We start from the raw sequence: 13,324 nt of genomic DNA, 5'->3' as shown, positions 1-13,324 counted from the left end.
AGCATGTGGGATGTCACAAGGCATCTTCCCTGCGTGGCATAGAAATGAATACATTATAATTGATAGAAATAAGAGGTGAAATATGCATAATGTTCCTACAGATGAGGTGTTTGTCATAGGACATAAGAATCCGGATACGGATTCTATATGTTCAGCGATTGCGTACGCCCATCTGAAAAATCAGCATGAGAACAAATACATTCCAAAGAGAGCTGGAAATATAAATAAAGAGACACAGTTTGTCCTTGATTATTTTGGTGTGCAGGCGCCGGCACTTGTGAGCAATGTAAATGTACAGGTGAAGGATATAGCATACAGAATAGTTGATGGTGTGTCGGGAGATATCACCATGAAGAGAGCATTTGAGATAATGCAGGATAACGACGCCACGACACTTCCGGTTGTCAATAATGGCAAGATAAAGGGAATAATAACGGTCGGAGATATAGCCGAGGCATATATGCTTGAGAAGGATGATAATTCCCTGTTCATAGCTGGTACAAAGTTCTCACACATAATAGATACTATAAATGGCGAGCTTGTGTACGGTGACGCCGACGAATATGTTAAGGATGGAAGAGTGATCGTGGGAGCTGCCCAGGTTGACATCCTTGAGAGACATGTCAAGGAAAATGACATAGTCATAGTGAGTGACAGGGTTGAGGCTCAGCTTGCGGCCATAAACTGCGGTGCGAGCATGCTTATAGTATGTCTTGTGAACAGTATATCTGATGTTGTCCTGGAATTTGCTAAGAACAAGGGATGTGCGGTTGTCGTAACACCGACTGACACCTATGCTGTTGCCAGACTTATCGGACAGAGCATGCCTATCGGATTCTTCATGATAAGAGACCGCATCATGACATTCTATGAGGATGACGATATAGATACACTTAAGACGACCATGGCAAAGACCAGAGTGAGATACTTTCCGGTTACGGACGGCTATGGCAACTACAAGGGACTTGTATCAAGGCGTAACTACATCAATGCGAGAAAGAAACAGCTCATACTTGTTGATCACAATGAGAGAACCCAGTCTGTTGACGGCGTGGAGAATGCCGAGATACTCGAGATAATCGACCACCACAGGATCGCGAATATAGAGACCATGAATCCTGTGTATTTCAGAAATCAGCCACTTGGATGTACTGCTACGATCATCTATCAGATGTACAAAGAGCAGAATGTCAAGATAGATAAGCCGATAGCCGGACTGCTCTGCGCAGCGATACTTTCCGATACACTGGCATTTAAGTCTCCGACGTGTACATTCATAGACGAGGCTGCTGCAAAGGAGCTTGCAAGGCTTGCAGAGATAGACATATATGAATTTGCCATGGAGATGTTCGACGCGGGAAGCAACCTCAAGGACAAGACCATGGATGAGATACTTCATCAGGATTTCAAGAAATTCGACATTGGAGATATGGTTGTTGCTGTTGGACAGATCAATTCCGTCAATGAGAAAGAGATAGACAGAATAAGAAACGGTATGCGTGAATTCCTCGGTGGATATATGGAGCCTGGCTGTGATGTGGTCCTGTTTGCAATGACCAATATTCTTCAGGAGGGCTCAGGTATCATATGCGTGGGAGAGAATGCACAGGAACTGTGCAGCAAAGCATTTGATGTGCAGCTTGAGGATAACTATGCATATCTTTCCGGTGTTGTATCAAGAAAGAAACAGATAGTTCCTGCTCTTGTAAAGGCGACACATCAGATATAGACAGGATCGTATATAGAAGGTAACAGTATGGATATATATACAACAAATGCGTATATAAGAGATACATTTGGAGAGAAATTATATAAGATATCATTGAATGCAGGAACCACCTGTCCCAACCGTGATGGTAAAGCCGGGACAGGTGGATGTATTTTTTGCAGTGCCAGCGGCTCGGGAGATTTCTCTGAGGATGCAGTCATGAGCATAGATGAACAGATAGAACTGGCAAAAAAGAGGATATCAGGCAAATGCAAATGCGACAGATATATAGCGTATTTCCAGTCATATACAAATACATACGGTGATGTCGATGCTTTGCGCAAAAAGTTTCTGGCGGCTGCAAGAAGGGATGACATTGCGGCTGTATCGATAGCCTCCAGACCGGACTGCTTTGGCCCGGAGGTCATAGATATGATAAAAGATATAATAGCTGTTAAACCTGTGTGGATAGAACTTGGCCTCCAGACAGCAAATGACAGGACAGCACAGCTCATCAACAGGTGTTATGACATAAGTGTGTATGATGAGACGATGAACAGACTCAGAGAACTGGGAGTTCACATTATAGTTCATATGATAATAGGCCTGCCCGGTGAGACGAAGGAGGATATGATTGATACGGTAAGGTACATAGTGCGAAGCGGCGCAAATGGTATAAAGCTCCAATTGCTTCATGTCCTCAGGGGAACTGTTCTTGAAGAAATGTATGAGGAAGGAGTGTTCCGTGCACTGACATTTGATGAATACGCAGATATTTTGTGTGATTGCCTTAAAGAGCTTCCTCCTGATATGGTTGTTCACAGGTTCACCGGGGATGGGCCTAAGAATATTCTTGTTGCGCCTCTGTGGAGTGCTGATAAGAAGAGAGTTATAAACGATCTGAACCGTATTATTTCGAAATTGTGAGTCTGCTAGCAGCTCAGTGCAGACTTTAAAAACAGCCTGAGATTTTCCCTGCCGTTGTCGTCAAGCTGATCACAGTCGGACATTATTCCTGTCGCTTCCGGTGGAAGAGTCCTGCCGTGGCTGTAGGCGAGGAACACTTCGCTGATGTCCATCTTATTTTTCTTTGCTATATCGATGCAGGTGAGCAGCACCAGATGACTCATATTAATACTGTATAAATTGGATATCCTGATAAGATTTATGAGATCCGGGATTCGCTCTCCACATTCATAGTGCGAGTAGGCGGAGACGGACACCTTCAAGATGGCGGCTATTTCCTGCTGCCTTTTTCCGTGGCTGCGCCTTAGAGACTTCAGTGCGCCGCCTATCACTGCACAGTTAAAATCCTGATCGGATGAATCGTCTTCATACACCGACGGATCAATGTTGCGTTCTTTTCTTTTTTTCATATTTTCCTGTTTTCTCCTTAAAAATAATATTTACTGTAATTGGTGGGTATAATACTGGATCTACAGTCTGGAATTTTTAGATGCTAGATTTGCCACAAATGTGTCTATAAGTTGACGGTCGCTGTCGCTGAGAGATCTGTAATTGCCCAGCATGTCTGCTGTGCTCTGGTTAGATTCTATGGCGGTCATGTATGAATTGTCCTCCATGACGATCTGTAGTGGCTTTGGATGCCCTTGCATGTATCTTGATGACAGGGTGTATGCATATAGAAAATCGTGGTTGAGAAGCTCTGACAGCTTTATGGCCTGTTCTATATTAGGGATGTTTCTCCCTTCCTCGTAGTTGGCATATCCGGATCTGGAAATAGATAGCGCTGCTGCGACATCCTGCTGTGTGAGTCCTGCCTTCTGTCTGAAGTATCTGAGAAGGGCAGGTAGTGGATTGGATGAATGTGGTTTCATGTTTCACCTTCTTTGAATGTTTTTCTGCATTGTACACAAAAATAGTCCGTTGTAAATCAAAATGTAATAAAAGTGTTGTTTGATGTAATAATTAATCACATGTGGGATGGAGAGTATGATATAATTATCTGAAAAAACAATCGGAGGTTACCAAAATGAGTCTTGCAGATGATCTCTTTATAAACATGTGTAAAGATATAATCGATAATGGATATAGTACGGAGGGGGAGAAGGTCAGACCAAAGTGGGAAGATGGAACATATGCCTACACCATAAAGCGTTTTGGTGTTGTCAACAGGTATGATCTGTCAAAGGAATTCCCTGCGATAACACTTAGAAAGACGTATGTGAAGTCGGCTATTGATGAGCTGCTCTGGATCTGGCAGAAAAAGTCAAATAATGTTCATGATCTCAAAAGCCATATATGGGACAGTTGGGCAGATGAGAACGGTTCCATAGGAAAAGCATATGGATATCAGCTTGGTGTAAAGCATAAATATAAAGAGGGCATGATGGATCAGGTGGACAGACTGATATATGACCTTAAGAATAACCCATACAGCAGAAGAATGCTCACTAACATATATGTTCATCAGGACTTGAGTGAGATGAATCTGTATCCGTGCGCGTACAGCATGACATTCAATGTAACAGGGGACAGGCTCAACGCTATACTGAATCAGAGATCCCAGGATGTGCTTGCGGCCAACAACTGGAATGTTGTCCAGTATGCGGTACTGGTACATATGCTTGCCCAGGTCACGGGCTTTAAGCCGGGAGAACTGGTACATGTGATCGCGGATGCACACATATATGACAGACATATACCGATAGTCAAGGAGCTGATAACAAGACCTACACATCCTGCTCCAAAGTTCTATATGAATCCGGATGTCAAAGATTTCTATGACTTTACTCTGGATGATTTCAGGATAGAAGACTATGAGACAGGACCACAGATTAAGAATATTCCTATTGCGATATAAGACTATGAAGCATGGGACGGGAATTATACAGATGGAGGACATATGAAGTTTATTGCAGCGGTAGATAAGAATTGGGCCATTGGAAATAAAGGCAGATTACTGATAAGGATATCGGAGGATCAGAGAAATTTCAGACAGACCACGATGGGGCATGTCGTTGTTCTCGGAAGGAAGACTCTGGAGGAGTTTCCGGGCGGAAGACCGCTCAAGGGAAGGGCAAATATAATTCTCAGCAGGAATCCTGAATATGCAGTTGAGGATGCGGTGGTTGTCCACTCAATGAACGAACTGTTTACAGAACTGGCAAAATATGACACGGATGACATTTTTGTCATAGGCGGACAGACTATCTACGATGAGCTCATACCATATTGTGATGAGGCAGTAATCACCAAAATAGACAGGGAATTTGAGGCCGATGCCTTCATTTCGAATCTCGACAAACTGGACAACTGGGATGTGACGGATGAGAGACCGGGTGAGGATGTGTCAGAGGTGAATTTCACATTTGTCACATATAAAAATAGTGACCTGAAGAAATAAATTATAATTATTTTTATAATATTCACAAAAAAGCACCTTTTTTTGATTAAAAATTCACAAAAAACATTTGTTAAATGAAGATTATTGTGATACAATTTTTTTATATTTGGGAGGTGCGCTAATGAAGGAAGTATTAATTACATCGGGAACAAGCTTTGAGGGATATGATATCGTTGGCTATGGAACATACAAGTTCACACAGACGATACTTAATTCCAACTTTTTGAAGGATTTCGGAACATCTATTGCGGATATTGCCACGGATAGAAGAGATATCTATCAGGAGAAGATCGATGAGATCCTCAATGAAACAATCAATAATTTCACAGATATGGTCCGTGAGACGAAGTACAATGCTGTAGTTGGATTCAGAACAGGTGTTGAGGAATACACCAACAACGTAACTGCTGTTGTTGCCAGTGGAACTTTGGTAAACATAAAGGAGCAGTACAAGTCGGAATTTGACAAGAGCAGTTTCATCAGAAACGAGATATATGTAAGAAACTATTACGACCTGCTCGTGCCAAGAGCATCAAAGGTGGTGCTTGCATCAGAGGGCAAGGGAACAAAGATTTCCGTGTGGTTCAACAACTACAATAACGACGATATAAAGGCACTTAAGGCAGAGCTTCAGTTCACCAATATCTATGGTGACAATATAACACTGCCGGATGTTGATTTTACATTTGATAAGACCAACCTCAAGCTCCTCAAGTCGGATTATGTGGAGTGTAAGCTTCCGGACAAGTATATAAAGATGATATCCTCCGTCAAGGTATACATCAAGAAGTATGTCAAGGCCAGCGGAGTATACGAGATAGATGCGGATTCTATCGGAATTGAGATGTCTGACGTTAAGTTTAAGGCACTCAAGCTCAAAAAGGGAATTGATGCAGTTGCAAACTACAAGTCAGACGGACTTGTGTGGACATGTAACTGTGGACACGTAAACGAAGGCGGCGCAGAGGAATGTGTGATCTGTGGAAGAAAGCAGGATGAGATGAAGAACTCTATCACATTCAACTACGAGCCTATGCTTGAAGAGATGAAGACAAAAGAGTATGTAATAGAGATCAAGGATGTACTCATGAAGTACATCAAGGACATTGATACAGGAATGAGAATGCAGCTTCTTGAGATCATGGAGTCCGGTCTTAATTACGAGAAGAGCAGAGGATCCATGAAGGATTCTGTTATTGAGAAAGTTGAGAATCTCTTCCTTGGATTATAAGGATTATAAGACAATATGCAACAGTACATGGTACAGATAATAAAAAATCTTAAGGAGAAGGGTTACAGACAACTCAATCCGGAAAGTAACAATGTATACGGCAGAGCAGACAGCGATGCCGTATATATTGTTGTTATAGGCAGTAATCATAATCTTGATTCTGAGACTCTGAAAAAGTTCAATAATAAAATATTGCTTGATGTTTCTTCGGATTCGCATAGAAAAGTCAATCTTCTCAATATACTCATCACTCCAAACGGAATGTTTGATGATATGACAAAAAAGATAGTTGAAGAACTGGACAATGTCTGGCTGTTCGCGGAGGATTACGGAAAGCTGTATATATTTGAGAATCAGCCCACTGACTTTGACTCACTCTATGATGTGATCGATAAAAAAACGGTGGTGGATAACCGCAGATCCCAGCACAATCTGATAAGAATGTTCGGTGTTGTAACACCGATATTACTGTTGATAAATATTCTGGTGTACGTTGCATGTATCTTTGTCTATCAACCTACGGAACTGGCTGTGGAAGTGCTTGCGATATCAGAAAAAGGACAATATTACAGATTCCTGACATCAATGTTTACACATTTTGGAATAGCACATCTGGTTGGAAATATGGTAATTTTGATCGCACTCGGTGCGAGGGTTGAGAATATAATAGGCAGATTCAATTATATCATAGTTTATATTGCCACGGGTCTTACTGCGTCATTTGCATCATACATAGATTGTTTTTATAATAATACATATGCTTACTCGGCTGGTGCATCCGGAGCGATATTTGGTCTTCTGGGAGTGCTGGTTGTCATAGCATTTTATAATAAGGGCCGGGTGAAGGATCTGTCACTTATTAATATGCTTATATTATTTATTCTGACACTGGTTAACGGAAAGATGTCAGAAGGTATTGATAATGTTGCCCATGTGGCGGGATTTGCGGCCGGGTTAGTGGCCGGGATAGTCCTTTTGCTGACCAATCAAAAGGTTGTAAAGAATAGCCGTTTATGATAAAATAATACGATGATAAAAAAGTGGGAGGCTGGGTTATGAGTACTGGAATCAGTATGTCAAGTGTAAACAAAATAAAGGAACTTGCAGACAATGGCGATTACAGTCTCGCTCTCGATATACTTGAACATCAGGATCTGTCGAAGTCACTTAGTCCACAGTTTATTAGAATATGCGGCGAGGTGTATTACGAGAACAAAAGATATCCTGAGGCCAGAGCGGCGCTTGTCAAGGCACATGCCATGGCTCCGGCTGGTAACAAGATAATATATTCTTTGATAAAACTGTATTTATCCATGGGATTTACACAGCTTGCAGAGCATTATTTTGAGATATATACATTTAATCAGGCCAATAAGGATGCAGGTACATACAGACTTGAATATATGATAGCCAAGGCACACAGGAAGCCAGTGAATGAACTTTACAGCATACTGGTGTCGGCGAATGATGTTGAGACGGATGAAGAGTGGGATTTTGAGATGCTTCTGCTTCATGCGTACATAAGAAACAGGGAGAAGTTTGACAGCGCCTGTGTTGAATTCAGAGCGCATTACAAGAACTCTTCACATTTGTATATGCTGGACAAGCTCATGGGCGGCGATGTGGATCTTGAATCCATGATCTATTGTTATCCTGACACGGAGATGTCGGATGATGATCCTGAGCAGGCAGATACAAGAGCAAATGAAAATAAGATATTGGAAGAAGACGATCTGAGAATGCATCCAAAGGATGCTAAGATCATGATCATGGTCGAGGATGACGCACCTGTGACGAGTTCCATGAAATTCAAGCAGATGTGGATTAGATCGAAGGATAAAAAAGAGCAGAAAAAGGAAGCTCGTCAGGAAGAAGAGAATTCTGAGCCGAAGAAGAAATCCAGAGGTTTATTTGGATTGATGTCAAGGAAAGAGGAAGAGCTTGTCGAGCAGGAGATGGAATCTCTGAAGAACGAGAATCTTGACAAGGAACAACTGCTCGAGGAAGTTATTTCCGATACCGCTGATGATGCCGGGAATACGGCAAAGCCTGAGCTCAAGGCGATGAGCAGTGACAGTGAGAAAGCTCCTGAGGGAAAGTCGCAGGATATGATCGAGATAAGCGGGGAGCTGACTCCTGAGGATGCAGCGGTGTATAACAAAGATAACGACAATGAGTATGAGGATTCCGAACCGGTGGAGGAAGATAATTATGTTATCGAAGAAGAGCCGGAGGAAGTAGTCATGGTTGAAGTTGATGGTGACGATTCTGATGACGTATCTGACAGTGCGTCAGATCGCGATTCTGAAGACGATACTGTTGTGGAGACCTTTGATCCTGAGTTCGAGGGAGACTTTGAGGATGGATTTGAGGCGGATGCAGAGCCGGAGACTTTGCCTGATGAACCGGTTGAATCAGAAACGTTTGATTTTGATAAAGCCTTTGAATCTCTTGAGGAGTTCGAGGTTGACGATGAAAATCTCGAGGATCTGATGGAAGATGCGGAGTCTCAGAATGATGTGGAAGAAACTGCTGTTGAGCCGGGTGTAGAGCAGAATGGACCAGAAGTTGATGAAGTCTCAGTTGAGATCGAACCGGAGATCGAAGAAGAATTCGAGGTAGATGCAGATTCTGAGCCTGAATTCGAAGAAGAACTTGAGGTTGGCGCAGAATTCACGATCGAGGCAGAGCCAGAGACTGAGGAAGAATTAACAGTCGAGGCAGAGCCGGAGGTTGAGGAAGAATTCGCGATCGATGCCGAAGCGGAGATTGAAGATGAATTTGAGACTGAAGCTGAGCCAGAGTTAGAAGAATTTACAATCGATGCGGAATCTGAGGAATCTGAGATGGAAGAAGTTCCAGTGGAAGTCGAACCAGAGGTGAAAGAATTTGAAGCTGAGGCTGAACTGGAGATTGAAGAAACTGAGGCTGAAGCTGAATCAGAGGTCGAAGAGGAATTCACAATGGAAGCAGAGGATAAGTCAGAAGAGAAAATTGCGATGGAGACAGAACCGGAAAAGCCAAAGAATAATGGCTTCCCGGTGTTTAAGAGCAGTCTGTTCCCTGACTACAACACAGAGAATGCAGCACTGTATGATCTGTCGGCAGAGAAAGATATAAATGCAGAGATAGAGGCTGATGAAGCCAAGATATCGGAAAGTCTTAAGAAAGAGGAGGATCTTATCGGTGAAACAGACAGACTCCTTGCAAGACTTGGAATTAAATTCAACACGGAATTCAATTCTATATTGAATTTTGATGATGAAGATAAAGAGGATGATGTGGCAGCTCCCGACGAGGAGAAGACAGATGAGCAGGAATCCCCACAACAGGAAACGGTTGACGCTGAACCAGAGCAACCGAAGAAAAAGCCGTTCAGACTGAAGGGCTGATCAAAGAAGAAATAAAGTAGCATGATCATACATATAGTGTATTGCTTTTTATTTGAACAAACGGAAGGAGGCGAGGGAATTGGCTGTAGATCAGACAGAAGCAATGATTGCGGCGATCAAGGCACAGCTTGAAAAGGAAAGAGCTGCAGAAGCTGCCAAGAAAAAGAGGGAAGAAGAGGAAGAACTTCTCAAGAGCGGCAGCAAGAAGAAAGATGCTGAGACTGCTAAAAGCCAACACAAAACTTTGTCCAAGGAGGAGTTAGAACGAATCGAGGCTAAGAAACGCCGTAAGAGAGAAGAGGCTCTTGGAATTGTTCATGAGGATGAACCGGAAACTTCAACTGAGGATGAAAAGCAGGACGATGTTCCAAAAGAGGGAGAGGGACTGAAGCCTGAAGATAAAAAAGAAGATAAAAAACCAGAGGGAGCTGCACCTAAGCTCAGTCTTAACCTTGGAGGCATCGCTGATGATATGTCGGGCGGTGGTCTCGGAGGAGGCCTTGGCGGCGGATTAGGTGAAGGCGGTCTTGGAGGACTCGGAGGCGGCCTTGGCGGAGGACTCGGAAGTACACCTAAGACAGAGGGAGGCCTTGGATCAGGCGGCCTTGGCGGCGGTCTTGGAAAAACACCTAAAACAGAAGGCGGTCTTGGTGGCGGATTTAAGTTCGGCGCCGGAACTGAAGGTACAGTTAAGTCAACAGGTGGAAGCAATATTGTTCTCACTGATGATGATGAAAATGCTGAGGATGAAGAGACACTTGAGTGGGTAACTGATAAGAATGCAAAGGTGAATAAAGTTAAGTCACCTAAGGGAGGCAGTGATGCGAACGGAGATCTGTTCAGCATTCTCCCAGATAGAAACAAGCAGGCTGCGGCTGGAGAGTCATTGTATGATTTTGATGATGATGATGACGATGATGACGATTTCCTTGGAGCAGGAATAAAGAACCTGTCCAATATAGACGAGGAGAGTCCTGAGGAGATAGCCAAGAAGAAGGCTGAAGAGGAGGCTAGGAAGAAAGCTGAGGAGGAAGCCAAGAAGAAGGCTGAGGAAGAAGCTAAGAAGAAGGCCGAGGAAGAGGCTAAGCGTAAGGCTGAAGAGGAGAAGAAGCGCAAAGAGGCAGAAGAGGCAAGAAAGAAGGCTGCTGCTGAAAAGGCTAAGGCTGAGGCTGAGGCAAAGAAGCAGCAGGCGATCGACGATGCCAGAAAGAATGCTGAAGAGGCAAAGAAACATGCTGAGACCTCGAAGAAGACCATCGAGGAATGCGAGAAGACAGAGAAGGATCTCGAAAAGCAGCTTGAAGAATTTGCTGCCAAGAAGCAGAACTATGATGCAAAGATGGCACAGGAGGCTGAGGCAAAGAAGAAGAATGATGCTGAACTGCTTGAGCGAGAGGAGAAAGAGCTTGATGCCAATATTGCAAAGCTCAAGAAAGAGATATCAGATACAAATGAATCTGCTAAGAAAGAGTCAGACAGAATCCTCAAGGAGAGTAATCCTGATACATATAAGAACAATATGATCAATGAGGCTCAGGCTGCTGCCGACAAGGCTATAAAGGCACTTGCAGACACCAAGAAGACTAATGTGGATAAGGGTGTTGCTGAGTACAACAAGGCTGTTGATGCTGATAAGAAGAAATTGGCAGACATAGATGCGGATAAGAAGAAGTCTATAGAGACGGCCAAGAAGAAGCGCACAGATGAGGAAGCAAGAGCAGCCAAGATCATGAAGACTGCCGAGGCAGACAAGACAAAGGCTGGTGCAATATTCAGCGAGTCTAAGAAGGCTGAGGAAGAGGCTGATGCTAATCTTAAGAATACCACTGAGATGGAGAGTCAGTCACAGAAGACTCTTGATGAGCTCCAGAAGAAGCTTGAGGAGTCAGAGAAGGCTGTTAAGAATGCAAAGAACAGCAGAAATGATGCAAACACAAAGCTTGCAATACAGAAGGAAGAACTGAAGAAGGCAGAGAAGGTTGAGGAGGAGGCTGCAAAGGCTCTTGAGGCAGCAAAGAAAGCCAAGGAAGAGGTTCAGAAGAAGATTTCAGACAGCGAAGAGTTCATAAAGAAGGTTGCTGATCAGATTACAACTGCTGAGAACGACAACAAGAAGATCAGTGAGGATGTTGCCGCTGCAAAGAAGGAGAATGACTCATTCAAGGCTGCGAAGGCAGAGGCTCAGGAAGCTCTCGATTCAGCTAAGAAGTCTCTTGTTGAGGCTGAGGATCTTCTGGCAAAGGCAGAGGCTGCTGCCGAGGAAGCAGAGCAGGTAGTCGAAGAGGCTAAGATCGCAGAAGAGGTTGAGATCCAGAATGCGGAAGCTGCTGCCAAGGAAAAGACAGATAAGCTTACGGCAGAAGGAAAAGATAGAGAGACCAAGCATGAGGTGTTCCTTGCTGCTGAGGAAGAGAAGTATGCTACGGCAGAGGCAAGTGAGCTCGAGAAGGTTCAGACTGCAGCTATGAAGGCTGAGAAGGAAGCCTCAGATATGAAGACAAAGGCTGAAGCTGATGCTAAGAAGCTTCTCGATGATGCAAAGAAGAAAGAAGAAGAGTTAAAGAACAAGATCGCTGAGCTCAAGACAAAACAGGCTGAGCGCGTTGTTGCAAGAAAAGAGGCTGCTGATCAGGCCAAGGCCGAGGCTGAGGAGAAGAAGAAGAAAGATCTCTCAGCAATAGACAAGGCCGAGGCTGATGTCAAGAAACAGCTCGAGGATATAAGAAGCAAGGCTACTGCTGCTGCAAAGGTACTTGAAAAGGCTATAAAGCGTGAGGAAGAGTACAAGAAGCAGGAAGAGCTTCTGAAGGAAGGCAAGGTTGAGGAAGCTGCACAGGTTATCACACAGGATGAAGAAGCAACTATGGCTGCTTCAGTAAGTGAGGCTGTTGCTGCGAGACGTAAATCACTGCCTAAGGAGGCAAAGTACCTCTACAAGTATCTCGGAGTCGAGCCTGCTGGTGCACAGATCGTTAACGTTCTCCAGACTCTCAAGGTAGATCCTAAGAGATCTAAGAATGTTGTTATTCTTGGACAGCACGGATTTGGACTTACCATGGTCGGTGAGGATTTTGCAAAGTTCTATTATGATATGGGAATCTGCAAGTCTGAGGCAAAGGCAAAGGTTAAGGCAAAGGTTATAAACAGCGGTAAGCTTGCAGGAGCAGTTGGCAAGCTCAAGGGCGGATGTCTTATCATTGAGAGTGCAGGACTTATAACACCTGAGAGATTCAAAGAGATGGTTGATATGTGTTCACCTGAGAAGAATGATGTTAAGATCATCCTCACAGGAGAGAAGACAGCTCTCAGCAATATGCTTGCAGCAAATATGACTCAGGCAAGATCGTTCAACAACAGAGTATACTTTGACCAGATCAATGAGAGTGGAATGATCAATGTGGCAGAGTGCTACGCTGATGAGAAGGGCTTCAAGCTTGAGAGCGGAGCAGATACAGCTATAAAGAATGCTTTGATGGCGATGGAGTCAGGAAATATCGACAGACTTCTCGGTGCTATGGATGATGCCATGAAGGCTGCTGAGACCAGAGATCCTATCGACAAGAAGATTCTTAAAAAAGAGATAAAATAAGTTTTGTGACGGATATACCGTTGTAGAATTTTGTTGA

At 43.7% G+C, this 13,324-nt stretch carries 10 protein-coding genes; 8 read left to right on the top strand and 2 right to left on the bottom strand.

Annotation, left to right across the window (positions count from 1 at the left end; genetic code table 11):
* The first annotated feature begins 82 nt into the window (after positions 1-82).
* Both DWW70_RS02105 and DWW70_RS02100 read left to right on the top strand, forming a co-directional pair.
* Positions 83-1,729, top strand: coding sequence for a putative manganese-dependent inorganic diphosphatase (locus DWW70_RS02105; RefSeq protein ID WP_118649169.1), 1,647 nt, complete (start codon positions 83-85; stop codon positions 1,727-1,729).
* Between the two features lie 27 nt (positions 1,730-1,756).
* Positions 1,757-2,635 carry a TIGR01212 family radical SAM protein gene (locus DWW70_RS02100; protein WP_118649168.1) on the top strand — a complete coding sequence of 293 codons (879 nt, stop codon included), beginning with the start codon at positions 1,757-1,759 and terminating at the stop codon, positions 2,633-2,635.
* Between the two features lie 5 nt (positions 2,636-2,640).
* Here DWW70_RS02100 and DWW70_RS02095 read toward each other — a convergent pair whose 3' ends face one another.
* Entirely contained in the window at positions 2,641-3,084 is a 444-nt protein-coding gene (locus DWW70_RS02095; RefSeq protein ID WP_015535008.1) for a helix-turn-helix domain-containing protein, read from the bottom strand.
* Positions 3,085-3,144: 60 nt separating this feature from the next.
* Positions 3,145-3,546, bottom strand: a complete 402-nt coding sequence (locus tag DWW70_RS02090; protein ID WP_015535007.1) for a helix-turn-helix domain-containing protein — start codon at positions 3,544-3,546, stop codon at positions 3,145-3,147.
* A gap of 155 nt (positions 3,547-3,701) precedes the next feature.
* On the opposite strand from DWW70_RS02090, the gene thyA reads away from it, so the two are divergent.
* The 6 genes from thyA to DWW70_RS02060 all read left to right on the top strand — a co-directional run bounded on the left by thyA (position 3,702) and on the right by DWW70_RS02060 (position 13,287).
* Positions 3,702-4,532 (top strand): thymidylate synthase, encoded by an 831-nt coding sequence (thyA, locus tag DWW70_RS02085; protein ID WP_022216389.1) that lies wholly within the window; start codon positions 3,702-3,704, stop codon positions 4,530-4,532.
* 42 nt (positions 4,533-4,574) lie between these two features.
* The gene (locus DWW70_RS02080) at positions 4,575-5,075 is read left to right on the top strand and encodes a dihydrofolate reductase (RefSeq protein ID WP_015535005.1); all 501 of its coding nucleotides are present in this window, start codon (positions 4,575-4,577) and stop codon (positions 5,073-5,075) included.
* Between the two features lie 121 nt (positions 5,076-5,196).
* Positions 5,197-6,306, top strand: a complete 1,110-nt coding sequence (locus DWW70_RS02075) for a heavy metal-binding domain-containing protein (protein WP_022216390.1) — start codon at positions 5,197-5,199, stop codon at positions 6,304-6,306.
* Between the two features lie 15 nt (positions 6,307-6,321).
* Positions 6,322-7,323 carry a rhomboid family intramembrane serine protease gene (locus DWW70_RS02070; protein ID WP_117874190.1) on the top strand — a complete coding sequence of 334 codons (1,002 nt, stop codon included), beginning with the start codon at positions 6,322-6,324 and terminating at the stop codon, positions 7,321-7,323.
* Between the two features lie 38 nt (positions 7,324-7,361).
* Complete coding sequence (locus DWW70_RS02065; RefSeq protein ID WP_118649167.1) at positions 7,362-9,698, top strand: tetratricopeptide repeat protein; 2,337 nt, start codon at positions 7,362-7,364, stop codon at positions 9,696-9,698.
* Positions 9,699-9,777: 79 nt separating this feature from the next.
* Entirely contained in the window at positions 9,778-13,287 is a 3,510-nt protein-coding gene (locus DWW70_RS02060; RefSeq protein WP_243017643.1) for a hypothetical protein, read from the top strand.
* Positions 13,288-13,324 lie beyond the last annotated feature (37 nt).

The sequence above is a fragment of the Coprococcus sp. AF16-5 genome (assembly GCF_003479365.1).
Taxonomy (GTDB): Bacteria; Bacillota; Clostridia; order Lachnospirales; family Lachnospiraceae; genus Coprococcus; species Coprococcus aceti.
The sequence above is the reverse complement of the archived record's forward strand: the minus strand, read 5'-3'. Positions and strand labels throughout refer to the sequence as shown.